This window comes from Haloactinopolyspora sp. (assembly GCF_027324685.1).
Classification (GTDB): Bacteria; Actinomycetota; Actinomycetes; order Jiangellales; family Jiangellaceae; genus Haloactinopolyspora.
This window is the reverse complement of sequence record NZ_DAHVSH010000191.1, coordinates 1-23454: the sequence shown is the minus strand read 5'-3', so window position 1 is coordinate 23454 and position 23454 is coordinate 1. Positions and strand designations below refer to the sequence as shown.

Genomic DNA, 23454 nt, shown 5'->3' with positions numbered 1-23454 from the left:
CCGCCTACCCAGGCGTAGGCGCGGGTGCGTTCGCGCACCGCCCCGCCGAGGAACTCGTACACCGGCAGGCCCACCGAACGAGCCTTGAGGTCCCACAACGCCTGCTCGATCGCCGCCGCCGCGGTGGCCAGGATCGGTCCGCCGCGGAAGAACGCGCCGCGGTGCATCCGCTGCCAGAGGTCCTCGATCCGCCGGGCGTCGCGGCCGATGACGTTGTCGGCCAGGTCGCCGATGGCTCCGACGACGGCGCGGGCGCGTTTGGGCACGATCGACTCGCCCCACCCGACAGCGCCGTCGGCCGTGCTCACCCGGACGAGGAACCAGCGCGGAGGTACCCGGAACGTCTCGATCGCGGTGATGGTGTGTGCGGTGTCAGCCATACACCGCCCCGGTCTCGACGTCGAAGATGTGCGCGTAGGAGCCGTCGGTGCGCAGCTGGACCTTGTCCTCGATACGCACGCGATGCTCGCGGGCCGCGCGGGCGGTCACCACGGCGCCGTCGACGTCGACGTGCACGTAGTACTCGGACCCGAGCTGCTCGATCATCTCGACCACGCCGGTGACCGTACCCAACCGTTCCGAGGCCGGCTCGAGCAGCAGCCGTTCGGGCCGTAACCCCACCTCGACGGTGTCCACGTCGGGTGGGATCGCCGCGGCGCGCTGCTGTGGGATCGGGATGCGCAGGCCAGGGCCGACCAGCTCGGCACTGTCGGCCGTACGCCGCACCGTGCAGCGCACGAACCCCATCGCCGGTGTGCCGATGAATCCGGCGACGAACCGGTTGGCCGGGTGGTCGTACAGGTCTTCGGGCGTGCCGACCTGCTGGATCAGCCCGTCGCGCATGACGACGATGCGATCACCCATCGTCAGCGCTTCGACCTGGTCGTGCGTGACGTAGACGGCCGTGGCGGTGACGGCGCGATGCACCTTGAGGATCTCTGCGCGCATCTGGACCCGCAGGTGCGCGTCCAGATTCGACAACGGCTCGTCGAGCAGGAACACTGCGGGATCACGGACGATCGCGCGGCCCAGCGCGACCCGCTGGCGCTGGCCACCGGAGAGCTGTTTGGGGCGCCGGCGCAGCATCGGTTCGATACCGAGCAATTGCGCGGTACGCCGGACCTGCTCGTCGATCTGGTCTTTCGGCAAGCCACGGCGTTTCAGGCCGAAGGCCATGTTGTCGTAGACGTTCATGTGCGGGTACAGGCCGTAGTTCTGGAAGACCATCGCGATGTCGCGGTCGCCGACGTCGACCTCGTTGACGCGCACGTCGTCGAAGTACACGTCACCGCCGCTGAGTGGTTCCAGCCCGGCGATGATGCGCAGCAGTGTGGTCTTGCCGGACCCGGACGGGCCCACCAGCACCATGAATTCGTGATCATCGATGTCGAGGTTGCAGTCGCGCAGGACGAGCTCGGAGCCGTAGCGCTTCTCGACGCCGCGGAGCGAGATGCTGGCCATCGTCAACCTTCCGTCGCGGTGTGGGCGGAGTCGTAGCGGGCGGCGAGCGGGTCGAATCGGCGGCTGAGCGAGCGTCCGCCGTCGACGGTGAGAACGTGACCGGTCACGAACGAGGCATCGTCGCTGGCGAGGAAAGCGACCGCCGCCGCCAGCTCGTCCGGTGTGCCGTCGCGGCCGAGCAGCGTCGGCGTCGTCCGGTCCGACGGTGGCGCGGCAGCCGGTGCAGCGCCGTCGCCGGTCAGGCTTGCTTGCAGGGACGACGTCGCGATCATGCCGGGGGCCACGGCGTTGACCCGCACGCCCAATGGCGACAGCTCGACGGCGAGCGAGCGGGTGAGTGCGGACACGCCGCCCTTGCTGGCCGCGTAGGCCGCGTGGGTGGCCAGGGGCAGGCGTTCCTGAATGGCGGTGATGTTGACGATCGAGCCTGATCCTGCGGCCACCATGTGGCGGGCGGCGTCCTGGCACAGCGCAGCCGTCGCGGTCAGGTTCGTCGCCAGGATCCGGTCCCATTCGGTGCTCGGCAGTTCGAGGAACGGCAGGCGCGGGCCATGGTAGGCGGCGTTGTTCACCAGGATGTCGAGCCGGCCGAGCCGGTCGAGGGCGGCCGGGACGACCGCTGCGCGAGCGGTCGGGTCGGCCAGATCGCACACCCGGATCTCGGCGCGCTCACCGACGGCGTCGGCCGTGGCCCGGGCGGCGTCGTGGTCGACATCCACGACCAGGACACCGGCGCCTTCGGCCGCCAGTCGCACCGCCGTCGCCCGGCCGATGCCGCCACCGCCGCCGGTCACGACGGCGACCTGCCCGGCCAGGCGGCCACCAGGGCGAATGTGGTCGTCGGTCGGCATGCTCACCACTCACTCACCTGCCACGGCGCCCGCGGTCAGCCCGCGGACCATCGATCGTTGAATGGCGAAGAACGCCACGAGCAGCGGGATCGTCGTCACGCACGATGCCGCCATCATGCCCGCCCAGTCGGTCTTGAACTGGCCGGTGAAGCTGAGGATCAACCCGCCCGGCAGGGTCTGCTTGTCCATCGTGTTGATCAGCGTGAGCGGATAGATGAGGTTGTTCCACGATTCGATGAACACGAACGTCCCGGTGGTGAGCAGCCCCGGAATCGTCAGCGGGAGAACCACCCGGAACAGGATCTGCCAGCGCGGATAGCCGTCCACGCGGGCAGCCTCCTCCACCTCGCGCGGTACGGCGTCGAAGAACCCCTTCATCAGCCACATGCCGAACGGCACGGCAAAGGAGATGTAGCCGACCACCAGGCCGGGCAGCGTGTTCACCAGCTTCGCGTTGAGCAGCAACAGATAGAGCGGGCCGAGCAGCACCACGAGCGGCAGCATCTGCGCGATCAGCACGAGGTAACTGATCGGCTCCCGCAGCCGGAAGGTCCCGCGAGACAGCGCGTAGCCACCCAGGGCGGAGAGCACCATGCCGATCACCGCAGCCGCCAACGCGGTGATGATGCTGTTCAGCGCAAACGAGCCGAACGGCAGGTTGCCGTTGATCAGTTCGTGGTAGTTGCTCGCCGTCAGCTCCTCGGGCCACAGCGACGGATCCTGCCGAGTCGCCTCGAGGTCGGTCTTCAGCGACGTCGTCACCATCCAGTACAGCGGCGAGAGCGCGAAGAACAGCGCGACGCCGATGCCGATGTTGCGGCCCAGCGTGCCGACCCGTTTCTGGGCTCGACGCCGTACGGGTGTGCGCTGGCGGGCCGGCGCCGGCGAGCTCACCGCGGTCATGCTTCCCTCCTGAGCAGCCGGACGTAGGCGATGGCGAACACCATCAACAAGACCAGCCAGACCACGCCGATGGCCGACGAGTAGCCCAGATCGAAGCTGGTGAACGCCAGCCGGTAGACCCAGACGACGAACGTCGTGCTGGCATAGCCCGGCCCGCCCTCGGTCATCGCCCAGATCTTGGCGAAGTCGTTGAAGTTCGAGATCACCATCAGCAAGCTGGCCACCAGCGCGGCGTTGCGCAGGTAGGGCAGCTTGATGCGGTACGCCATCGTCCAGCCGCGAGTTCGGTCGACCCGGGCGGCTTCGATGACCTCGTTCGGTACCGCCGCCAGCGCCGCGCTGAACACCAGGAAGAAGAACGGCGTCTGGGTCCACACGTTCGCCGCGACCACGGCGGGTAACGCCCAGGTGGACGAGACCAGCCACGGAACCGCTTCGTCGATCACGCCGGTCTGGAGAAGCACGGCGTTCACCACGCCGGTCTGCTCGTCGAACATGTACCTGAACAGGAAGGCCACCACGACAAACGGCACCGCCCATGGCGTCAGCAGCAATGTCTTGAGAATCCGCGACCTGCCGACGAGGTTCTCGGTGAGCAGCGCCAGCAGGACCCCGAGCAGCGCGGACACGGCGACCGAGCCGAAGGTGTAGACCGCCGTGTTGCGCAGCGCCTCCCAGAAGATCGGGTCGTCGACCAGCTTCTGGAAATTCTCCGCGCCGACCGGGCGCGGATCCATCCCGGACAGCGCGTTGTAGTCGGTGGTGGCCAGCTGGAACGTGCGCACCACCGGGTAGGCGATGACGAGGCCGACGGCCACCAGGCCGGGCAACACCATCCAGTCCAGCCACGGGCGGTGCTCAGGCCCGCGCTTGCGGCTGAACCGGCGCGTGCTGCTAGCGCCGGACATGCTCACTCGACGACGGACGCGAGCTGGTCGTGGGTGGCGCCGGCGACCTCGTCGATGCTCGCGTCGCTGGTGAGGATCCGCTGGAGGCCGGCCATCACCGGGTCGTAGGCCGCCGAGAACGCCTGACCGTACGGCGGCTTCGTCGACGTCGGCATGATCTGCTCGACATAGGCCTGGTTGACCGGCGTGTCCATCAGCTCGGCGACCTCGCCCTGCGGGTCGGACAGCGGCGGCAGCGACGCGCCCTCGGCCAACGTGTAGTTGACGATGGCGTTCTCCGAGGTCGCGAGGTACTCGATGAACGTCCAGGCGGCCTCCTGGTGTTCGGACTGGCCGAACATCACCAGCTGGTGACCCAGGTCGACGGAGTACGACTCGCCGGCGGGACCGGTCGGCAGGGTGGTGACGCCCCAGGTGTCGAAGAACTCCTCGTCGCTCATGCCGTTGGTCTCCTGGATGACGCCCTGCAGGAGGTTCTGATCCCACATGAAGGCGACCTGGTTCTGCGCCGCCCGAGGCCGGAACTCACCGATCTTCGGGCCGGTGACGATGTAGTCGTTCTCCGCGAGGCTGCGCATCCATTCCAGGTATGCGGTGTACTCCGGGGTGTCGGCCTGCGCGCCGTCTTCGGTGAACGGCTCGGCGCCGAACGTCTTCATCCAAGCCCAGTTCGACGTCATGCCGAACGCGCGATTCGTCGTGTCCAGAGCCAGCGGGGTGACGTCGGGGGCGGCCTGCTTGATCGCGGCCATCGCGTCGTTCAGCTCGTCGATGGTGGCCGGAGGCGCTGCCGGGTCGAGCCCGGCCTGGCTCATGAGCGTCTTGTTGTACCAGAACCCTTGGGGCGAATCGACCCAGGGAAACGCGACGAGCTCGTCCTCGTACGTGCCGTTCTCGAGGTCGGCTTCGTTGATGCTGGCGCGCAGTTCGTCGTCCACGAACTGGTCGAGTGGCGCGAGCGCACCGGTGGCGGCCAGCGCGATGGTGTCGTTGCCGGACAGCTGCGCGATGTCGGGCGGGTTGCCGCTCTGGGTACGCCGGACGAGTTGCTGGGCGATGTCGCTGAACGCGATGGCTTCGCTTTCGATCTTGATGTCCGGGTGCTCGGCTTCGAAGTCGGCGATGACCTGCTCGATGGCCGGCTTGGTCGTCTGCTCGGCCGTGGCCCAGTTGGCCCAGGTGATGGTCACCGGGCCGTCTGCGTCGCTGCTGTCGTCGTCACCGCCACCGCCACCGCAGGCCGCGAGCAGGACGGCGCCGGCCAGGCCCACGGCACATCCGCGCAGCCACCGGCGCGGGTGTCGGCGAGACTGCGGCGAAGCTTGAGGGTCAGGAGGACGTATCATGTCGATCTCTCCTCACGAACAGCAGTTGGGTGGAGGTTAGACCTCTGGTGTCTGTTGGGCAAGGTCCCGCAGGACCAGGAGCGCAGTTCGGCGACGAGCTCGTCCGCGACCGGCACCGACTGGCCGCCGTCGAGGTCCCAGGGCATCGTCCGGTTCGACCCCGGTACGCGGCCCCCGGCGGCCTCGACGTTCGCGGCGAGGCGAGCCATCCGCTGCGGTGCTTGGCCGTCGACGTCGAGCAACCGCGGGTTGATCGTGACGACGAGATGCCCGATCTGCTGTGGATCGGGGTCGTGGTCGTGGTCGAACATGTCCGGGACGTCCGTGGCGAGCGACGGCCCGATGGCAGCGCCGGTCAGCGCTTCGACCAGGAACGCCAAGGCGAAGCCCTTGGCGCCGCCGAGGGGAGCGAGCATGCCGGCCAGCGCTTCGTGAGCGTCGGTGGTCGGTGCGCCGTTCGCGTCGACCGCCCACCCCGGTGGCAGCGCTTCGCCGGCTCTGGCGCGTGCGGCGATCTTGCCCCGCGCCACCGCCGACGTCGCGAGGTCGACGACCACGGGTCGGGGTCCGCCGGGAATGCCGGCCGCGATCGGGCTGGTCGACAGGAGCGGTGTTGCGGTTCCGGGCGCCGCCATGACGGCCGGCCCGGTCGAGAACACCAGGGTCAGCAGGTCGTGCCGGATACCTGGCGTGGCGTACAAGCCCAGCGCGCCGCAGTGCGAGGAGCGGCCGACGGAGACCGCGGCCAGGCCGTACTGATCGGCGCGTCGAGTCGCGACTTCGGCGGCTTCGGCCAGCTGCCAGTGGCCGAGTCCGTCGTTCCCGTCGAAGGCGACGACCGGGCCGGTGTCACGGACGACGATCAGGTCAGCCGTTGCGCGCAGCCCGCCGGCGCTCAGCCGAGAAAGGTAGTAGGGCAGGCGCATCAGCCCGTGTGAGGCGATGCCCCACACGTCGGCGAGCACCACCAGCTCGGCCGTGCGACGGGCCCGGGTGTCGGGGACCCCGGTCGCGGTCAGGGCGGAGGTCGCCAGCTCGGTGGCGTCGTCGACGGTGATCATGCCGAGGTCCGAGCGGGTGTCGCGCTACGGGTGACGGCGGCCGTCGCGGTGCCACCGGCGAGAACGTCCTCGATGTTCGAGCAGAGCAGGTCGGCGATCCGCGCCTGCGACTGCGTGGTGATGCCGGCGACGTGCGGGGTCAGCACGACGTTCGGCAGACCGTCCAGCACGCTCGGGCCCGGCGGTTCGGCGTGCCGGACGTCGAGGGCAGCCCCGGCGATGCGCCCTTGCTGCAGGGCGTCGGCCAGGGCGGATTCGTCGACGGCCTCGCCGCGGCCCACGTTGACGACGATGAGGTTCGGTTTCGCTTTCGCCAACCGGGGGGCGTCGAGCATGTGCGTGGTCTCCGGGGTGGCCGGCAGATGGACGCTCAGCACGTCCGCGGTGGCGATGACGTCGTCCAGGGGATGCAGCGTGATTCCGGTGCCGGCGAGTTCGGCGCCGGCCGGGTCGAGGTAGGGGTCGTAAGCCACGACCGACATGTCGAGGCCCCGGGCGAGGCGGGCCGTGGCACGCGCAGTGGCGCCGGCGGAGAGCAGTCCCCAGACACCTCCGGCCAGTTCGTGGCCTGGTTCCCGGTTCCAGTCGCCCGCACGCGTCGACGCATCGAGTGGCACGGTCTTGCGGGCGACGGCGAGTGCAAGGCCGACCGTGTGCTCGGCGACGCTGACCGCATTGGCGCCCAGCGCGGCGACGACCACGACGCCGAGATCGTCGGCGGCGTCGACGTCGATGTTGTCCAGGCCCGCGCCGGCCCGAGCCACGACCTGCAGGTCGGGGGCGGATTCCAACAGCTCGCGGGTGACCTTGGTCCGGTTGCGCACCACCAAGGCGCGAGCGCCGGCCAGATCGTGCGCGCTCGGCGCATGATCGACCCGGCCGACGCTCCAGGCCTGGGCGAGCTCGGCGAAACGGGGCCCCCACACACCCTCGGCGACGATGATCTGCGCAGTCACGTTGTGGCTCCGGCGGTCACGCTCGCCTCCTCGTGGTGGTGTCGTGGATCGTGCGGGTGCCGAATCGTCACGCGCTGGGATAGAGCCGGCTGAGCACGAACTCGCGGTGCCCCATGACCTCCGCGCCGGTGAGCCGACCGTTCACCGTGCGATCGATGACCGTCATGAGTTGGTCACCGGCCGAGGTCAGGTCGTACTCGCGCCGCAGCAGACCCGAGACGTCGAGGTCGATGTGCTCGGTCATGGTCGCCGCCGTGTGGGGATTGGCGGTGAGCTTGATGACCGGTTCGATCGGGTGGCCGATCACGTTGCCCTGCCCGGTGGGGAACAGGTGGATGGCCGCTCCCGCCGCCGCCATCAGCGTGATGCACTCCGCGGCCGCCGACGAGGTGTCCATGAAGTACAGGCCGGGCCCGGACGTGGGCTCTTCGGCCGAGGCGAGGGCGCCGACGACCGGCTTGGTGCCGGTCTTGGCGATGTTGCCCATCGCCTTCTCTTCGATGGTGGACAGTCCGCCGGCGATGTTGCCCTGGGTGGGCTGCGACCCGAGGAGGTTGGCACCGGTGCGCTCGACGATGTCGATGTAGGCGTCGTAGAGCGACTGGAACCGCTTGCGGACCTCGTCGTCGACGCATCGTTCGGCGATCAGGTGCTCACCGCCGGTGAGCTCGGTGGTCTCCCCGAACAAGACGGTGCCGCCGGCGTCGACCCAGCGGTCCACGGCCTCGGCCGTCGTCGGGCACGAGCCGAGTCCGCTGGTCGTGTCGGACTCGCCGCACTTGATCGACATCATGATCTCGCCCCGCTCGACCGGCTCGCGGGCGATCTCGGAGTCGTCCTGCAGGAAGGCCGCCGCCGCGCGCGAGGCCGCGGCGATGGTGTTGATGTCGCCATTGCCCTCGATGGAGAAGCTCGCGACTCGCTTACCGGTGGCGGCGATGCCGTCGGCGACGTGCGCGGTCCAGTTGGGCTCGATGCCGATGACGATCGCCGAGGCGACGTTCGGGTTGCGCCCGGTGCCGATCAGGGTGCGGAACGTCAGATCGAGATCAGGGCCGAACTGCAGGCGGCCGTAAGCGTGGGGGAGTGCCAGCACCCCCGGCACGTTGGCCGCGACCGCTTCGGCCGCGGCGTTGGACAGATCGTCGACCGGGATGACGACGGTGTGGTTGCGGATGCCGACGGCGCCGTTCTCGCGGCGGTATCCCGTCAGGCGACGCTGCTGTGCCATCGGGCGCTCCTCACGTTGTGAACGTGGACGTAGTCACCTGCGCTGATCGCCTGACTCGCGACACCGACGCGGACCCCGTACTCGATGACGTCAGCACCCTGCTCGATGTCGACGAGGGCGACCTTGTGCCCGAGTGGGACGTCTGAGGACACCGTGAGGCGCAACGTTCCCGGCGAGTCGAGATAAGCGCCCTGGGCCGGTCCAGCTTGCAGGTGCCGGACGGCCACGGCCACGGAATCGCCGTCGCGATGTGCGAGAAAGTCGGGAGGCTGCTCTGCCATGCTCACCATCCATCTGGTCTGACCTCTGTCCCTTGACCATAAGGGACGGCCGGGGCGCGAGCAAGAGGGCATTTCGGATCGTGATGGACCGGCCTGCGCCGCCCGCCCTCGTGGACATCGTGGTAGGGCGTGGCGGGGTGATGCATCGTTCCGCGAGGGGTGACGCGGTGGGCCATAGTCGACCGCGGTGTCACCCCTTCGCCGGTGCAGATGCCGGTGTCACCCCCACCGCTCGGGGACTGCCTTCCACGCGTGACACGGCAACGGCCGACCACCGTCCGCGCCCCACCCGCCTGGGCACGTCGCGTCATGGTCGACTATCCTGCGGGCAGCGTCGCGTGCCGGTGGCAGGCTGTGTCAGGCATGGAGGCGCCGGATACGAAGGAGTTCGACGATGACATTGTCGTTCCCTTCGCCCTCCAGTGTCTGAGGGCGAGAAGATCAGGCTCATCGCCTGGAGTCGCGAACTGCGCCAGGTCCACGAACGACTGCGCGAGGCGTTACGGGTGACCCGGCAGGCGCTGGCCGACGGTGCGGCCGCCGAACCGGCGACCCGGGAGCTGTTGCTCTACTGTCACGGCTTCTGCGCAGCCCTGACCGGGCATCACCAGAGCGAGGATCGGACGCTGTTCCCCGCGATCGCCGCAGCGCATCCCGAGCTTCGCGAGACGTTGCGGTATCTCGAGCAGGACCACTCGATGATCGAGCATCTGCTGAGCGGCCTGTTGGCAGCCGTCGACCAAGCGGCCTCGCCGGCCGAGCTCGACCGGCACCTCGAGGGGATCGCGGCCATCATGGAGTCTCATTTCCGCTACGAGGAACGCCAGCTGCTGACCGTGCTCGACACGCTCGCGCTGAACGCGGACCCCGCCGATGCCCTCGGGCCGCTGTGACGCCGGCGGCGCGGCGCCGCCGGCGCCGCCGCTCAGGTCTCAGCCGGTCGGAACAGGCTGGCTTGGAACCGGTAGGCGTCACCGCGATACACGACCTGTCCGCACAGTATCGGGACCTCGGCGAGGGAGTACTCGACCTGTTCGCCGACCAGCACCGGGTCACCGGGCGCGAGATCCAGCAGGTCGGCGGTCTCGGCGTCAGCAGCCTCCGCGCGCACCGCGTAGTCGCTGCGGACGATCTGGACCCCGGCGACCTCCTGGAAGGTCGCATACAGCGAGCGGTCGGTCAGGTCGGCTTCGTCCATGCCGGGCGTTCTGGACAGGGCGATCACGCTGTGGTCGACCAGCACGCGCACCCCGTCGAGTGAGCGGCGGCGGGCCAGAGCCAGCACGGTCGAGGCGGGCGCGATCGCCAGCTTCTCGGCCTCGGTGAAGGTGGCCGGCCTGGTTTCGTAGGACAACACCTCGGTCGAGGGGGTCAGCCCGCGAGACTCGGCCATCTCGGTGAAGCTCTGCAACTGGCTCGGCGGCTCACTGACGACGCGGGGCGGGCGTACGAACCAGCCCCGCTGGGCGGCGGCGGTGATGTGCCCCTCCTCGGCCAACCTGCCCAGCGCTTGGCGCAAGGTGGCGCGGCTGACTTCCAGTTGCGTGGCCAGTTGTCGCTCGCCTGGCAATCGCGAGCCGGGCGCGAACACGCCGTTACGGATGTTGGTCAGCAGGGCGTGGTAGGCCGACGTGTGCGCGCGATGCCCGGTGCCGCGGCCGGCGTTCATCGGCGTGCCGCTCATGCCCCGCACCTTATCGGTCGTCATGGAACGGCCTTTTCGTCGACGACGGAATCCAGAGCGAGCTCCACGGCTCCGTGCAGCCCCGCGGCCGGTCCGAGTTCGCTGACGGACAGTCGAGGCGGGTCAGGGCGGCGGGCCGTGCGCCAGTCCAGCTCCGCCCGAAGTGCGGCTTGCAGCTCGGTCTCAGCGGTGCCCAGCCCTCCGCCGAGGATCACCGCGTGCGGGTCCAGCACCGCGACCACCTGGGCGAGCGCCGCGCCGATGGCCCGCCCCGCGGTGTCGAGGATCAGCCGAGCGACGTCGTCACCGGCGGCCGCGCGCGCCGCGACGGAGCGGGTTCCGTCAGGTACTTCCGAGCCGGTGGCGCGTGCGTAACGGGCGGCGACCCCGGAGCCGGAGGCGTAATCCTCCAGCGATCCGCGCCAGTCGTCATCGATGTCGGAGGGAACGACGAACTCGCCCAGGCCGATCGCCTCGCCACGCCGGCCGTACCGTAATGCCCCGCCGGACACCTGAACCGAGGAAAGCCCGCTACCCAGCGAGACGTAGAAGAAGTCCGCACCCCCGGCACCCCGGCGCAACTCGCCGAGGGCGCCGCAGCGCACGTCGCTGTCGACGACGACGGGCACGCCGGGGACGAGCTCGCGCAGGAGATCACCTGGCTGCGTCGTCCAATCGAGTACTTCGGTGGAAGTCAGCAACCCGGCCGGCGAGACGTACTCGGGAAAGCCCGCCCCGACGGCGGTGATGCGCAGCCCGCGAGCCGCGGCCTCGAGCGTGAGCGTGGTGACCAGGTCCGCGGTGGCGCGCAGCCCGGGATCGCGCCCCACCGTGGACTTCTTCGCCTCCACGTGCACGGTCCGGTCCGGCCCGACGAGCGCTCCGTGTGCCTTGGTGCCCCCGACATCGAGGCCGAGAACGACGCCGGTCATGGTCAGGGCTCCCATCCCTGCGGCACGGGCCGGGCACCGCCGAGCCAGTATCGCGCGGTGGAACCGTCGAGCTCCACCAGACGGTAAGTGGTGCCGGCCGGCAGGAACAGGGCGTCGCGCGGTTCGAGGCGCCACCAGGCGCGTTCGGATTCCGGCGCATCCGGCAGCTGGGCATGCACGACGCCCGAGGTGACGAACAGCAGCGACTCGTCGTCGACGGTCAGTTCTTCGGAGACGTGACCGGGGCCGATCTGGCCGTGCCGGACGGTGAGATGTTCGGTGTCGACGGCGATGCCCTCCACGTGCTGTGCGTGGTCGTCGACCACCGTCCACAGGTAGTCGTCCTCGCCGATGACATGCAGCTTGCTGACAGCTTCTCGCTCCGCGGCGGCAGCAGGCCACCGTCGGGCCCAGCGGGTGTCGTGGTACGTGGTCGTCTCGAGGAGGGGCTGGCGCCGGGCGTAGGTCGACGCCGTGCCGCGCGATGGCGGCGGCGCGAAGTATTCGAGCACGCGGACCGGCTCGGTACCGGGGTTGAACGCGTGGTGCCACGTGTCGCGGTGGAACAGCACGGACGTGCCGGCCGGTACGCGTCGGACCTCGCCGTGCTCCGGGTCGGCGATCCACAGCGTGCCCTCGAGCACGATGTAGAGCACGTCGGCGGCGAATACCGTGGGATTGGTGGCGGAGTGCACGAACCGCCCGCCCGGCCGGAGGGTGTATTCGAGCACGTGCAGGGTGTCCGACGACGTGTACACGCGGTCACTGACGAATCCCGAAGGCGCATCGCCCCACAGGTGCGCTGCGGCTTCCGTGCCGGCGATACGGGTGGCTGTCGAGTGGACCGGACGAGGTGTCGCGCGGCGAGGCCGCGCCGGCCGGTCGTCGAGAGTCTGATTCATGGAGACCTCCGTGTCACTGGGTGGCACCAGAGTAGACCATGAAGTGATCCAGTACGAAGGGCTGGTAGCTTAACTGGCCTAACTGGTCTACTATCGCGAATACGCCAGCCGCGGCGGCTGGCTGCGAGCGGCGAGTGCCAGCGAAGGAGTTGACATGAGGGCAGGACGATTCGTCCCAGCAAGCTTGGTCGCGGCCGGCGCGCTACTGGTCGCAGGGTGTTCGGCGCCCGGCAGTGACGACGGTTCGGCAGGGGATTCCTCGGACGCCGCGGCCGAAGAGATCACCGCGCCGGTGACGCCCGAGGAGGTCGCTGAGCTCGGCGACGTCACGATGCGTATCTGGGCCGAAGCGGGCGAAGAGGCGACGCTGAACCACCTGGTGCCGATCTTCGAGAAGAAGTACCCGAACGTCACCGTCGACGTGACGATCAAGAGCTTCGACGATCTCACCAAGACCGTCGTGAATGCGATGAACTCCGATTCCGCCCCCGACCTCGCCCAGGGCAACCAGGGTTATCAGGTCGACGGTGCACTGGTGCAGGCCGGGCTGGTCCGCCCCCTCGATGACGTCGCCGAGGCCTACGGCTGGGAGGACGACTACTCGGAGTACTCGCTGAACCAGTTCCGCTGGAACGAGGACGGCTCCCGTTGGGGTGAGGGCACGCTCTACGCCAACTCGCCCGTCACGCAGTACATCGGCGTGTACTACAACAAGGACCTGCTCGCTGAGGCCGGGGTCGAACCGCCGGAGAGCTGGGCGGACTTCGAGGCCTCGCTCCCCGAGATCAAGTCGGCCGGCATCACGCCGATCGAGTTCGGCAACTCCGACAAACAGGCCGCGATGCACCTGTTCGGTGCGGTGTCCGGCCGATGCCAGACCGCTGACGAGGTCAACGACTGGGTCGCCGGAGTCGAAGGGGCGGACTTCCGGTCCGAGTGCAACAACCAGACCGCAGCCACCCTGGTCGACTGGGTGAACCAGGGCTACATCTCCTCCGGCTACGACGGCGTGACCATGGACGACGCCGCATTGCGCTTCGGCGACGGCAGCGCCGCCTACTACATCGGGGGCGACTGGCTGGCGCAGCAGATCTCCCCACGCGGCGGCAACATCGGCTTCACCGAGCTGACCGGCGAACACGGGAAGCTCGTCGCCACCGGTGCTTCGTCCATGGGCTGGCACGTGAGCAGCAAGACCGAGGTCCTCCCCGCTGCCGTGGCTTTCCTCGGCGAGCTGCACAGTCCCGACTACGCGCAGGCGCTGGCCGACCAGAAGCGGGTGCCGATCACCGGCGGCGACGACGTCACCTCCGATGACCCGCTGCTCAACGACGACCTGATCGCCGCGCGCCGGCTCCTGGACGACAACGGTCAGACCGCGTACCTCGACTGGTCCACGGACACCATGTACGACGAGTTCGGCTCGCGCCTGCAGGAACTGCTCGCCGGACGCATCGGACCGGAAGACTTCACCGAAGCCGTGCAGGCCAACTGGGCGGCGTTCCAGGAAGACAGGTGACGTACACGTGGACGGCGCGGTCGATACGCCGCCCAGGGTGACGCCCGATCCAGCGCGGCAACGCGCTGCCCATCAGCCCGGCGCCGGACGGTCGTGGCTGCGGACCACGTGGTCCGACCTCCGGCGCCAGGCGTGGGCCTTCTGGTTCCTCGCACCGGCGGCGATCGCCTACACGGTGTTCCTGGTCTGGCCGTTGGCCCAGACGGTGCAGTACTCGTTCTACGACTGGAACGGCATCACCCCCGCGACGCCGGTCGGACTGGAGAACTACGTCGCGGCGGTGACCGAGCCGGAGATCCGGTCCGCGTTGTTCCGGTCGCTGGTCTTCGTCGGCTTCTATGCGGTGCTGCCCACGGCGCTCGGCTTGCTCATCGCCGGCGTGTTCGCCCGGATCAAGGTCCGTGGCATGACGCTGTTCCGCGCGATGATCTTCGTTCCGCAGATCCTGTCGACCGTCGTGGTCGCCGTGGCGTGGCGCTGGATCTACGCCGAGGACGGCCCGCTGAACGCCCTGCTGGAGCTGGTCGGCCTGGGCTCGTTGACTCGGGCGTGGCTGGGCGACTTCACCACCGCCTTGCCCGCCGTCGGGCTGATCGGCACGTGGATCATGTTCGGGCTGTGCATGGTGATGTTCGTCGCCGGCGTGCAGAAGATCCCGACGGATCTGTTCGAGGCGGCGCGGCTGGACGGGGCCGGCGCCGTCCGGGAGTTCTTCGCGGTCACGTTGCCCGCACTTCGCGGCGAGATCCTGATCGCGATGATCTTCACGACCACGGTGGCGTTGCGCAACTTCGACATCGTCTGGAACACCACGGCCGGCGGCCCGGGTGATTCCACGAAGGTTCCCAGCGTGTTCATCTACCAAGCAGCGTTCCAATCCCGCGAGGTGGGATCGGCTGCGGCGATCGGGGTTCTGCTGACCCTCCTGATCCTGGTGGTCGTCGGGATCATCGGGCTGCTGCTGCGAGATCGGGGTGACTCGTGAGAACTCGACGCAGTGAGCGAATCGGTGCCTACGCGATCCTCATCACCTGCTCGGTCATCGCGCTGTATCCGTTCGTCTCGATCCTGGGGTTGGCGTTGAGCCCGCCGGGAGAACGGCCCAGCGGCTTCAGCTTCCCCACGGAGCTCTACTTCGGCAATTTCGCCAAGGCGTGGTCCGGTGGTGGCTTCGACACCGCGCTGATCTCCAGCCTGGTCGTCGCGACCGCGGTGGTCGTGGGCACCATCGTGCTGGCCCTGCCGGCCGGTTACGCGCTGGGCAACACTCGTGGCCCGGTCTTCGCCCTGATCGGTGGGATTCTCGTCGTCGGCCTGGTGTTGCCGTACGAGTCGATGATCGTGGCGCTGTACACCATGTTCCGCGACTGGGGGTTGCTGAACACCTGGTGGGCGCTGATCCTGCCGCAGATCGGGTTGTCGCTGTCGTTCGCGACCCTGTGGCTTCGGACGGCTTTCCGGCAGACGCCGGAAAGCATCGCCGAGGCGGCGGCGATCGACGGGGCGAGTCGACTCCGGACGCTGCGCAGCGTTCTGGTGCCGATCATGATGCCGACCGTGCTCACGCTGGCCACCCTGTTGTTCCTGTTCACCTGGAACGAGTTCCTGCTGGCTCTGGTTCTGGTGCCGGACGAGCAGTCCGCGCAGACGGCGCCGCTGGCGTTGTCGTTCTTCGCCGGTAATCGGCGGACGAACGACCCGGCGGTCACCGCTGCCGCAGCTGTGCTCGTCGCCCTGCCCATCCTCATCACGTACATCTTCCTGCAGCGCAGGTTCATCACCGGCATGCTCGCCGGCGCCATGAAGGAGTAACTCCGCGCATGACCGCCATTCAGGTTCCAGTCACCGTGTTCGACAATTCGGCCGACCTGGCCCGGGCTGCGGCCGCGGAGATCGCCGACGGCATCGAACGAGCCGCGCGGGCGGATCGCGCCTACGTGCTCGGCTGTCCGGGCGGGCGCACCCCGCGCGAGACCTATGCGGCGCTGAGCAACGAAGTCCGTGCACGGGAGCTGGACCTCGCCCACGTCGTGATCGCGATGATGGACGACTACGTCACGGTGGACGCCGACGGCAGGTTCACCCACGTCCCAGCGGACGCGCACTTCAGCTGCCGACGCTTCGCCCATGACGAGATCCAGACGCCGTTGAACGCCGCAGCTCCGGCCGGGCGCACCATCCCCGCGGCGAACGTGTGGGTCCCGGATCCCCAGGACCCGGCGGCCTTCGACGCCCAGGTGGCCGCAGCCGGAGGTTACGACCTGTTTCTGCTGGCCAGCGGCGCCGGTGACGGGCACGTGGCGTTCAACCCGCCGGGCTCGGCCCGGCACAGCGTCACCAGAGTCGTCGAGCTCGCCGACTCCACCCGCCAAGACAACATGGAGACGTTCCCGGAGTTCGAATCGCTCGACGACGTCCCACGCCACGGCGTCACCGTCGGGATCGAGACCATCGCCGGTCTGTCCCGGCGGGTCCTGCTCCTGCTGACCGGCCCGGACAAGCACCACGCCTTCCGGATGATCACCGAAGCCTCCGGCTACGACACGAACTGGCCGGCGACGGTCGTCCACGAAGCCGCGGACGCCGCCATCTATGCCGACCGGGCTGCCGTCGGGCAGCTGTGAGCAGGACCCGACTTCGCGAAGGAGCACGCGATCGATGACCACCGCGCGCGTACGACTCGGCATCGTCGGTCTGGGACTGATCGCCCAGGCCGTTCATCTGCCCAATCTGCGCACCTTGCGTGACGACTTCGACGTCGTCCACATGTGTGACCTGTCCGCGCAGCTGGCCGACCAGTTGGCCGCGGAATGGGGTGGGCAAGTACGCACGTCCACCGACCCGGCTGCGGTCTTCGCCGATCCCGACGTCGACGCGGTGTTGCTGCTGACGCCTGGTACGCACGCGGCGCTGACCGAGCAGGCGCTGCGCGCCGGCAAGCACGTCTTGGCCGAGAAGCCGTTCGCGCACTCGGCGGCCGAGGCGCTGGCGTGTGCGGATCTCGCCGCCGACAACGGGCGGGTGCTCCAGGTCGGGTACATGAAGATGTACGAGCCGATGCTCGCTCGGGCCCGCGCGGAGCTGGCCAACCTCGGCACGATCCGGCTGGTCCGGGTGACTGTGCTGCATCCCGCGGACGAGCCGCAGTTCTCGCACGTGCGTTATGTCCGTGGCGGTGATGCCGACCCGGCGGTGATCGACGCGGCGTCGGCTGACGAGGACCGTCGACTCGACCAGGCCGTCGGCGCTGTCGCCGAGCCGCTGCGATCGATGTATGCCGACGTACTGCAGGGTTCGGCCTGCCACGAGCTGTCGCTGCTGCGGGCTCTGTTCGACGACGCGTCGCCGAGCTTCGCCTTCGCGCAACTGGGCGAGTTCACCGCCGGTGAGCGTCTTGCGGCGCCGCCGCAGCTGCAGGCGCTGGGCCGGCTCGGCCCAGCGCAGCTGGCGTGGTCGTGGAACTGGTTGCCGGACTACCCGGAATACGGCGAAGAGATCGCCGTCTTCGGCGACGCCGGACGGCTGCGGCTGACCATGCCCGCGCCGTACACGCTGAGCGCGCGCGCCAAGCTGGAGGTCGAGCGGATGGACGGCGACGAACGATCGGTCAACCGGATGACCGGCGAACCCCGAACGGGGTTCGAGGAGGAGTTGCGCGCGTTTCACGCCTGCATCACCGCCGGTACGCCGGTACGGTCCGATGCGCGCGGAGCGGCGGCCGACTGCACGGCGTTGCAGCAGCTCACTCGCCGTCTCGCCGAAACTTATGGCGTCGCGCACACCCTGGGCGGCGAGGCCGCACGCCTCGGGGAGGTCGCATGAGCACGATCGCAGGAATCGGCTCGGCGCCGGTCAGCTACGGAGTCTTCGGCGGTGCGGACACCTCGCACCTCGCCGTGCAGCCGAGCGAGCTGCTGGCGGCCATGGCGGCCGCGGGTTACACCGGCAGTGAACTGGGTCCACCCGGATTCTTCGGCGACCCGGAGCAGACGGCCGCCGCATTCGCCGCCGCGGGGATGACCGTCGTCGGAGCGTACGTGCCGTTGCACCTCAGCGCGTCCGACGACCAGCTGGCCGCGGACCTCGAAGCCATGCGCCGCACGCTCGACGAACTGGCGGCCTGCGGGAACGCCGACGCGTTGGCCATCCTCGCCGACGAAGGCGACGACGAACTGATCCGGCACCCGTTCCGGGCGGCAGACGACCGCAGCCGCGGCATGAGCCCTGAGCAGTGGGACCTGGCGGCCGAACGAGTCGAAGCGGCCGTCGAACTGGCGCGATCGTTCGGCGTCGGCACCTCGTTTCACCCACACTTCGCGACCTACGTCGAGAAGCCCTGGGAGATCGAGGAGCTGCTGCGTCGGACCCAGGTCGACCTGTGCCTGGACACCGGGCATTTCCATCTCGGCGGCGCCGACCCGATCGAGTGGCTGCGGCGCTGGGCGCACCGGATCAACCACGTGCACCTCAAGGACGTGCGCCAGCAGGTCCTCGACGACGCCCGCCGGCGCCAGGATGAGGACTTCGAGGCCTGGTGGGAGTCGTTGTGCGTCCCGCTCGGGCGCGGCGACGTCGACGTGGACGGCTTCGTCGCCGCGCTCACCCAGGTGGACTATGCCGGTTGGATCGTGATCGAGCAGGACCGCGGCCCGGCGACGGCGTCGGCGTGGGACGGCATCGCGAAGGACCAGCGGGCGAACCGCGAGTGGCTCGCCGCCCGGCTGGCGTCGTAGGCCGGCGGCGGTCAGCGAATCCGGTACATCTCGCGCGCTTCGGTCAGATCGCGCGCGCTCTGGAACACCCGCGACGGGATGCCCAGCGCCTTGGCGGCGCGCACGTGGGCCGGGGAGTCGTCGAGGTAGAGCACCGACGACCTCGGCACGTCGAGCTGCCGGAGGACGTGCATGAAGATGCGCAGATCCGGTTTGGCCACGCCGATGTCGGCACTGTTGAACACGGCGTCGAAATCGTTGGCGATGCCGAGCTCGGCCAGTTCGGTGGGCAACTGGTCCGAGCCGTTGGTCAGCAGACAGACCCGCACGCCGCTTTGGCGGATGGCCCGCGCCGTGCGCAGCACCTCCTTGTCGACGACCGGGCGTTGAGACGACCACGCGGTCGCGGCGACCTGGCCGACCTCGTCGGCGATCTTTCGCACCCACGCCGACCGCGTCATGGTGCCGGTGGTCAGTGCTTGGAGCAGACGGGGATGAAACGCGGTTTCCTCCAGCTTGCCGGTCGGCAGCCCACACCGTTGTTCGATGGCGGCCGCCACGGCTGGGTCATATCGGCGCACCACCCCGTCGAGGTCGAGCAGGAGTACGTCGATCTGGCCCATGAGGACGAATCCTCCCAGTCCGGTCCGCAGACCGGTACCCCGCGGTCGGTCCGTAAGATCATTCGCGGCCGAGGGCCGCCGGGCGACGGCTACAGCGCGAGGTCGAGGTTGGCCAGGCCGTCCTCGGGCGAGGACGCCAGCGCCTCCTCACGTTTCGGAATCCGCCCGGCCAGCCGGGCCTCCCGCCCTGCCGCCACCGCCAGGCGCATAGCCCGCGCCATTCGTACCGGGTCCGCAGCCCGCGTGACGGCCGTGGCGAGCAGCACGCCGTCACATCCCAGCTCCATCGCCTCGGCCGCGTCGGAAGCCGTGCCGATGCCGGCGTCGAGGATCACCGGAACCGGTGCGTCCTCGACGATCGCGGCGATGTTGCGGGGGTTGAGGATGCCCAGGCCGGTCCCGATCGGCGCACCCAGGGGCATCACGGCCGCACAGCCGACATCGACGAGCTTGCGCGCGAGGATCGGGTCGTCGTTCGTGTACGGCAGGACGACGAAACCGTCGTCGACCAGCGTCCGCGCGGCCGAGACCAGCTCGATCGGGTCCGGCAGCAGCGAGACGTCGTCGGCGATCACCTCGAGCTTGACCCAATCGGTCTCGCAGGCTTCGCGCCCGAGCTTCGCGGTCAGCACGGCCTCGGCCGCCGAGAAGCATCCGGCGGTGTTGGGCAGCGCCCGGATCCCGTTGCGCTGCAGCAACTCCCAGATCGATCCCTCACCGCCGGCCTGCACGCGGCGGAGTGCCACCGTGGTGAGCTCCGTTCCGGACTCACGCAGTGCCGCCTCCAGGCCGGTCAGGCTGCGCGCGCCGCCGGTGCCCATGATCAGCCGTGAGCTCAGCGGCACCCCGGCGATGACGAGCTGATCGTCGGTATCGGGCTGGATCGTGGTCACGTCAGCCGCCCTGGACCGCGGTGATGATCTCGACGGTGTCGCCGCTGCCGAGAGTGATGGAGGACCAGTCGCTGCGCGGTACGACGGCCTGGTTGACCGCGACCGCGACGCCACGATCGGAGTACGTCCCGTCAGAGCGGGTCAGCAGCCGGGCGACCGCGTCGCGCACGGTCACCGACTCATGCAGGGTGACCGGGTCACCGTTCATGATCACGTGGGTGGTCATATTCGCCCTCCGGACGGTGTCGATGGTGTTGGATCGCGGCCGAACCGGCGGGGGTCGGCCGCGGACGTGGGGATGCTCCCCGCGGATATCAGCTCGGTGACGGCGGCGGCGGTGGCCGGCGCCAGAAGGATCCCGTTGCGATAGTGGCCGGTGGCGACGACCAGCCCGTCGACGGCCGAGGCCCCAACCAGGGGGAGGTTGTCCGGCGAACCGGGACGGGCTCGCGCCGTGGCCTCGATGAGCGGCAGTTCGTCGAGGCCGGGAATCATCGCCCGAGCATCGCGCAGTAGCGCGAACACCGCGCCCGCCGTGACGATGCGGTCGTCGGGCTGCTCCTCGCTGGTGGCCCCGACGACGATCTCGCCGTCGGCCCGCGGGACGAGATAGATCGACCGGGTCTGGACGAACCCGCGGACGACATGATCGAGCGTGAAGTCAGGATGGCCACTGGAGTCCAGCCGCAGTACTTGGCCCTTCACCGGCCGGGTCGGCACCGCGGCCATCGGCAGATCGCGGACGAGATCGCGACTGGCCCAGCCGGCCGCCAGGACGACCGTTCCCGCAGGATGCCGCGAGCCGGAGTCGTCCGCCACCCCGGTCACCCGCCCGTCCGGTGCGCGCGAGAGCCCGACGGCGCGCCGCCGGACGATCTCGACGCGCCGGACCTCGAGCGCAGCCAGCAGCGCGCGGTGCACCTGCCGCGGATCGGCCTGGTGGTCGTTCGCGGCCCAGATGGCGCCCGCGATCCGCGGTCCCAGCAACGGCGTGGTGTGCCGAGCGGTGTCGACGGTGATCTCTTCGACGTCGAGGCCCCACTGGCGGCGCAGGTCGAGCAGGCGGCGCAGTTGGGCGCGGTCGCCGGAGTCGTAGGCGACGGTGAGCGTGCCGCATCGGCGCAGACCCGTCGACCGGCCGGACTCCGCCTCCAGCTCAGCGGCGAACGCGGGCCACGCCTTCGCGGCTTCGACGTTCATCCGGGTCAGGTCGTGCTCGCCGAAGTCGGATTCGCTGACGGCGGCGAGCATGCCAGCCGCTGCGTGCGTCGCGCCGTCGCCCGGCGCCGGGTCGATACTGACGACGTGCATCCCCAGCTGGGACAGCCGCCAGGCGATGGCTGCGCCGATCACGCCGCAGCCGATGACGGCCACGTCCGCCGACGACGCCGGCTTCATCCGCGCTCCCTTCGCTGGCATCACCCAGATCAGGTTCCTGACGGTCGGCCTGCTCGGCCCTCTCAGCCCCGTCACCAGGGCTCCCGTGCACCACTACCGTAGCGCGTCGCCCATGGTGAGCCGGTGGCAGACTGCCGGGCATGACCACAGCAGCACTCGACGTCCGGCACCGGCTACACCAAGCACGCCTGTATCTGTGCACCGATGCCCGGCGCGACACCGGCGACCTGGAGGATTTCCTGCACGCTGCGCTGGCCGGCGGCGTGGACATCGTGCAGTTGCGCGACAAGACACTGGACGTGCGCGACGAACTGGAACTGCAGCCGGTCGTGGCGCGGGTGGCAGCCGAGCACGGCGCCCTTGTCGCCGTCAACGACCGCGCCGACGTAGCGCAACTGACCGGCGCTGAGGTCTTCCACACCGGCCAGACCGATCTGCCGATCGCCGCATCGCGGCAGTTGCTCGGCCCCGACGTGGTGTTGGGCCGCTCGACACATTCATCCGAGCAGGCTGCCGTCGCCGACCGCGACCCCGACGTCGACTATTTCTGCGTCGGCCCGGTGTGGCCCACCCCGACGAAGCAGGGCCGCCCGGCCGTCGGCGTGGACACGGTGCGCGCGGTCGCGCAGACGAACCCGGTCACGCCGTGGTTCGCGATCGGCGGGATCGACGAGCAGACCATCGGCGATGTCGTCGAGGCCGGTGCTCGACGGGTGGTCGTCGTTCGCGCGATCACCGGTGCCGACGATCCACAAGCGGCCGCGCGCCGGCTCAAAAATCGTCTCGCTGCGCTGAGCTGACCGGCTCGGCCGTCCTCAGCCGGCGCGAAGGTCGGCATATTCAGGATGCTTGTCCAGGTACGACGCGACGAACGGGCACTTGGCGACGACCGTGTCACCGGCGGCGCGAGCGTCGTCCAAGAGCGCTCGGGCGAGTGCTCCGCCGATGCCGCGGCCCTCGGCCACCGGGCTGACCTCGGTGTGAATCGCCGTGACTCGGCTTCCATCGCGTGCGTAGGAGAGTTCGCCGACCCTCTCGCCGTCCAGGTAGGCGGCATAGGCTTGCGCCGTCCTGGTGATCTCGATGTTCACGTGGTGCCCGCCTCCGCACGTCATCATCGCTGCGCGTGATCGTGACCTTTTACCGTAGCTGACGACGCGCTCATGCGCTCAGGTGTGGACCTGGTGTGGCTGCGTCACGGCGGTCCTGCCACGATGCACGAATGCGTCTTGATCATGTGTCGTATGCGGCCAGACCGGACGGGCTGGATGCCACGGCGCGCGCTCTGGCCGGCGAGCTCGGCGTCGACCTCATCGATGGCGGGGCGCATCCGCGGTTCGGCACCCGCAACCGGATCCTGCCGCTGGCCGGCGGCCATTACATCGAGGTCGTGGCCGCGCTCGAGCACCCGTCGACCGACGACATCGCCTTCGGTCAAGCCGTCAAGGCCCGTAGCGAGCAAGGCGGCGGATGGCTCGGCTGGGTGGTCGCGGTGGACGACATCGGCCCGGTCGAGCAGCGACTCGGCCGACCGGCCATGGTCGGTAACCGGAAGCGCCCGGACGGCTTCGAACTGGCGTGGCGGCAGGTCGGTGTGTGTGGGCTGGTGGTCGACCCACAGCTGCCGTTCGTCGTGCACTGGCAGTCCGACCCGGCCGAACACCCGTCGAAGGGCGGCGACGGCGTCGAGCTGGTGAGCATCGAGATCGCCGGCGACCCGCGCCGGGTGACGGACTGGCTGGGTCAGACGCAGAACTTCCCGCTCGAGGACGTGCACGTGTCGTGGGTGGATC

The 23454-nt window shown here is 69.4% G+C and carries 26 protein-coding genes, 1 pseudogene and 1 riboswitch; of the genes and pseudogenes, 9 read left to right on the top strand and 18 right to left on the bottom strand.

Annotated elements, in window-relative coordinates; genetic code table 11:
- The 10 genes and pseudogenes from M6444_RS20860 to M6444_RS20815 all read right to left on the bottom strand — a co-directional run.
- Positions 1-380: pseudogene (locus M6444_RS20860) on the bottom strand (D-galactonate dehydratase); the annotation flags it as partial.
- On the bottom strand, positions 373-1461 hold the full coding sequence (locus M6444_RS20855) for an ABC transporter ATP-binding protein (protein ID WP_298331852.1): 1089 nt from the start codon (positions 1459-1461) through the stop codon (positions 373-375). The pseudogene M6444_RS20860 and the gene M6444_RS20855, both read right to left, overlap by 8 nt.
- Before the next feature lie 2 nt (positions 1462-1463).
- Positions 1464-2312, bottom strand: coding sequence for an SDR family oxidoreductase (locus tag M6444_RS20850; protein ID WP_298331855.1), 849 nt, complete (start codon positions 2310-2312; stop codon positions 1464-1466).
- 9 nt (positions 2313-2321) lie between these two features.
- Positions 2322-3215, bottom strand: a complete 894-nt coding sequence (locus M6444_RS20845) for a carbohydrate ABC transporter permease (RefSeq protein ID WP_298331849.1) — start codon at positions 3213-3215, stop codon at positions 2322-2324.
- Entirely contained in the window at positions 3212-4123 is a 912-nt protein-coding gene (locus M6444_RS20840) for a sugar ABC transporter permease (protein ID WP_298331847.1), read from the bottom strand. Before M6444_RS20840 ends, M6444_RS20845 begins: the two co-directional genes overlap by 4 nt.
- A 2-nt stretch (positions 4124-4125) precedes the next feature.
- A complete protein-coding gene (locus M6444_RS20835; RefSeq protein ID WP_298331845.1) occupies positions 4126-5469 on the bottom strand; it encodes a sugar ABC transporter substrate-binding protein in 1344 nt (447 codons plus the stop codon).
- Complete coding sequence (locus tag M6444_RS20830; RefSeq protein WP_298331844.1) at positions 5466-6530, bottom strand: Ldh family oxidoreductase; 1065 nt, start codon at positions 6528-6530, stop codon at positions 5466-5468. The genes M6444_RS20835 and M6444_RS20830 overlap by 4 nt, the downstream gene beginning before the upstream one ends.
- On the bottom strand, positions 6527-7486 hold the full coding sequence (locus M6444_RS20825; RefSeq protein ID WP_298331842.1) for an NAD(P)-dependent oxidoreductase: 960 nt from the start codon (positions 7484-7486) through the stop codon (positions 6527-6529). Before M6444_RS20825 ends, M6444_RS20830 begins: the two co-directional genes overlap by 4 nt.
- Positions 7487-7553: 67 nt before the next feature.
- Positions 7554-8717, bottom strand: a complete 1164-nt coding sequence (locus M6444_RS20820; RefSeq protein ID WP_298331840.1) for a UxaA family hydrolase — start codon at positions 8715-8717, stop codon at positions 7554-7556.
- A complete protein-coding gene (locus M6444_RS20815; RefSeq protein WP_298331838.1) occupies positions 8696-8998 on the bottom strand; it encodes a UxaA family hydrolase in 303 nt (100 codons plus the stop codon). Before M6444_RS20815 ends, M6444_RS20820 begins: the two co-directional genes overlap by 22 nt.
- 422 nt (positions 8999-9420) lie before the next feature.
- On the opposite strand from M6444_RS20815, the gene M6444_RS20810 reads away from it, so the two are divergent.
- A complete protein-coding gene (locus tag M6444_RS20810; protein ID WP_298331836.1) occupies positions 9421-9891 on the top strand; it encodes a hemerythrin domain-containing protein in 471 nt (156 codons plus the stop codon).
- 32 nt (positions 9892-9923) lie between these two features.
- On the opposite strand, the gene M6444_RS20805 is transcribed toward M6444_RS20810, so the two are convergent.
- The 3 genes from M6444_RS20805 to M6444_RS20795 are packed head-to-tail and all read right to left on the bottom strand — an operon-like array spanning position 9924 to position 12516.
- On the bottom strand, positions 9924-10682 hold the full coding sequence (locus tag M6444_RS20805; protein ID WP_298331834.1) for a GntR family transcriptional regulator: 759 nt from the start codon (positions 10680-10682) through the stop codon (positions 9924-9926).
- Positions 10683-10702: 20 nt separating this feature from the next.
- A complete protein-coding gene (locus M6444_RS20800; protein WP_298331831.1) occupies positions 10703-11614 on the bottom strand; it encodes an ROK family protein in 912 nt (303 codons plus the stop codon).
- Between the two features lie 2 nt (positions 11615-11616).
- The gene (locus M6444_RS20795) at positions 11617-12516 is read right to left on the bottom strand and encodes a cupin domain-containing protein (protein WP_298331828.1); all 900 of its coding nucleotides are present in this window, start codon (positions 12514-12516) and stop codon (positions 11617-11619) included.
- A 154-nt stretch (positions 12517-12670) separates the two neighbouring features.
- Between M6444_RS20795 and M6444_RS20790 the strand changes: the two genes are divergently transcribed.
- From M6444_RS20790 to M6444_RS20765, 6 genes are read left to right on the top strand one after another with little or no spacing between them, the layout of a single operon-like run.
- The gene (locus M6444_RS20790) at positions 12671-14035 is read left to right on the top strand and encodes an extracellular solute-binding protein (protein ID WP_298331826.1); all 1365 of its coding nucleotides are present in this window, start codon (positions 12671-12673) and stop codon (positions 14033-14035) included.
- A gap of 37 nt (positions 14036-14072) precedes the next feature.
- Positions 14073-15020, top strand: a complete 948-nt coding sequence (locus M6444_RS20785; RefSeq protein ID WP_298331823.1) for a sugar ABC transporter permease — start codon at positions 14073-14075, stop codon at positions 15018-15020.
- Complete coding sequence (locus M6444_RS20780; RefSeq protein ID WP_298331820.1) at positions 15017-15847, top strand: carbohydrate ABC transporter permease; 831 nt, start codon at positions 15017-15019, stop codon at positions 15845-15847. The genes M6444_RS20785 and M6444_RS20780 overlap by 4 nt, the downstream gene beginning before the upstream one ends.
- An 8-nt stretch (positions 15848-15855) precedes the next feature.
- Complete coding sequence (locus tag M6444_RS20775) at positions 15856-16659, top strand: 6-phosphogluconolactonase (protein WP_298331817.1); 804 nt, start codon at positions 15856-15858, stop codon at positions 16657-16659.
- Between the two features lie 34 nt (positions 16660-16693).
- Positions 16694-17857 carry a Gfo/Idh/MocA family oxidoreductase gene (locus M6444_RS20770; RefSeq protein ID WP_298331814.1) on the top strand — a complete coding sequence of 388 codons (1164 nt, stop codon included), beginning with the start codon at positions 16694-16696 and terminating at the stop codon, positions 17855-17857.
- The gene (locus tag M6444_RS20765) at positions 17854-18768 is read left to right on the top strand and encodes a TIM barrel protein (protein ID WP_298331811.1); all 915 of its coding nucleotides are present in this window, start codon (positions 17854-17856) and stop codon (positions 18766-18768) included. Before M6444_RS20770 ends, M6444_RS20765 begins: the two co-directional genes overlap by 4 nt.
- Before the next feature lie 11 nt (positions 18769-18779).
- Here M6444_RS20765 and M6444_RS20760 read toward each other — a convergent pair whose 3' ends face one another.
- The 4 genes from M6444_RS20760 to thiO form a co-directional block, all read right to left on the bottom strand.
- A complete protein-coding gene (locus M6444_RS20760; RefSeq protein ID WP_298331807.1) occupies positions 18780-19370 on the bottom strand; it encodes an HAD-IA family hydrolase in 591 nt (196 codons plus the stop codon).
- An 89-nt stretch (positions 19371-19459) separates the two neighbouring features.
- A complete protein-coding gene (locus M6444_RS20755) occupies positions 19460-20263 on the bottom strand; it encodes a thiazole synthase (RefSeq protein WP_298331804.1) in 804 nt (267 codons plus the stop codon).
- A gap of 1 nt (position 20264) precedes the next feature.
- Positions 20265-20489, bottom strand: a complete 225-nt coding sequence (gene thiS, locus M6444_RS20750; RefSeq protein WP_298331801.1) for a sulfur carrier protein ThiS — start codon at positions 20487-20489, stop codon at positions 20265-20267.
- Positions 20486-21661 carry a glycine oxidase ThiO gene (gene thiO / locus M6444_RS20745; RefSeq protein WP_298331798.1) on the bottom strand — a complete coding sequence of 392 codons (1176 nt, stop codon included), beginning with the start codon at positions 21659-21661 and terminating at the stop codon, positions 20486-20488. Before thiO ends, thiS begins: the two co-directional genes overlap by 4 nt.
- Positions 21651-21758: riboswitch (TPP riboswitch) on the bottom strand. (Overlaps the previous gene by 11 nt.)
- A gap of 43 nt (positions 21759-21801) precedes the next feature.
- On the opposite strand from thiO, the gene thiE reads away from it, so the two are divergent.
- Positions 21802-22461 carry a thiamine phosphate synthase gene (gene thiE, locus M6444_RS20740; protein WP_298331795.1) on the top strand — a complete coding sequence of 220 codons (660 nt, stop codon included), beginning with the start codon at positions 21802-21804 and terminating at the stop codon, positions 22459-22461.
- 15 nt (positions 22462-22476) lie between these two features.
- Here the strand turns inward: thiE and M6444_RS20735 are convergent, their stop codons facing one another.
- Positions 22477-22752: a GNAT family N-acetyltransferase gene (locus M6444_RS20735; RefSeq protein ID WP_298331792.1), complete on the bottom strand. Its 276-nt coding sequence runs from the start codon at positions 22750-22752 to the stop codon at positions 22477-22479.
- Between the two features lie 131 nt (positions 22753-22883).
- Here M6444_RS20735 and M6444_RS20730 point away from each other — a divergent pair.
- A partial coding sequence (locus M6444_RS20730; RefSeq protein ID WP_298331789.1) for a VOC family protein occupies positions 22884-23454 on the top strand: 571 nt, incomplete at its 3' end.

What these genes read in the sequence shown, in the direction of transcription:
- M6444_RS20830 (WP_298331844.1), bottom strand. Translation starts at nt 6,530, where the DNA reads ATGATCACCGTCGACGACGCCACCGAGCTGGCGACCTCCGCCCTGACC.
- M6444_RS20805 (WP_298331834.1), bottom strand. Translation starts at nt 10,682, where the DNA reads ATGAGCGGCACGCCGATGAACGCCGGCCGCGGCACCGGGCATCGCGCG.
- thiS (WP_298331801.1), bottom strand. Translation starts at nt 20,489, where the DNA reads ATGACCACCCACGTGATCATGAACGGTGACCCGGTCACCCTGCATGAG.
- M6444_RS20770 (WP_298331814.1), top strand. Translation starts at nt 16,694, where the DNA reads ATGACCACCGCGCGCGTACGACTCGGCATCGTCGGTCTGGGACTGATC.
- M6444_RS20800 (WP_298331831.1), bottom strand. Translation starts at nt 11,614, where the DNA reads ATGACCGGCGTCGTTCTCGGCCTCGATGTCGGGGGCACCAAGGCACAC.
- M6444_RS20790 (WP_298331826.1), top strand. Translation starts at nt 12,671, where the DNA reads ATGAGGGCAGGACGATTCGTCCCAGCAAGCTTGGTCGCGGCCGGCGCG.
- M6444_RS20795 (WP_298331828.1), bottom strand. Translation starts at nt 12,516, where the DNA reads ATGAATCAGACTCTCGACGACCGGCCGGCGCGGCCTCGCCGCGCGACA.
- M6444_RS20760 (WP_298331807.1), bottom strand. Translation starts at nt 19,370, where the DNA reads ATGGGCCAGATCGACGTACTCCTGCTCGACCTCGACGGGGTGGTGCGC.
- M6444_RS20850 (WP_298331855.1), bottom strand. Translation starts at nt 2,312, where the DNA reads ATGCCGACCGACGACCACATTCGCCCTGGTGGCCGCCTGGCCGGGCAG.
- M6444_RS20765 (WP_298331811.1), top strand. Translation starts at nt 17,854, where the DNA reads ATGAGCACGATCGCAGGAATCGGCTCGGCGCCGGTCAGCTACGGAGTC.
- M6444_RS20840 (WP_298331847.1), bottom strand. Translation starts at nt 4,123, where the DNA reads ATGTCCGGCGCTAGCAGCACGCGCCGGTTCAGCCGCAAGCGCGGGCCT.
- M6444_RS20815 (WP_298331838.1), bottom strand. Translation starts at nt 8,998, where the DNA reads ATGGCAGAGCAGCCTCCCGACTTTCTCGCACATCGCGACGGCGATTCC.
- M6444_RS20835 (WP_298331845.1), bottom strand. Translation starts at nt 5,469, where the DNA reads ATGATACGTCCTCCTGACCCTCAAGCTTCGCCGCAGTCTCGCCGACAC.
- M6444_RS20845 (WP_298331849.1), bottom strand. Translation starts at nt 3,215, where the DNA reads ATGACCGCGGTGAGCTCGCCGGCGCCGGCCCGCCAGCGCACACCCGTA.
- thiO (WP_298331798.1), bottom strand. Translation starts at nt 21,661, where the DNA reads ATGAAGCCGGCGTCGTCGGCGGACGTGGCCGTCATCGGCTGCGGCGTG.
- M6444_RS20775 (WP_298331817.1), top strand. Translation starts at nt 15,856, where the DNA reads ATGACCGCCATTCAGGTTCCAGTCACCGTGTTCGACAATTCGGCCGAC.
- M6444_RS20820 (WP_298331840.1), bottom strand. Translation starts at nt 8,717, where the DNA reads ATGGCACAGCAGCGTCGCCTGACGGGATACCGCCGCGAGAACGGCGCC.
- thiE (WP_298331795.1), top strand. Translation starts at nt 21,802, where the DNA reads ATGACCACAGCAGCACTCGACGTCCGGCACCGGCTACACCAAGCACGC.
- M6444_RS20855 (WP_298331852.1), bottom strand. Translation starts at nt 1,461, where the DNA reads ATGGCCAGCATCTCGCTCCGCGGCGTCGAGAAGCGCTACGGCTCCGAG.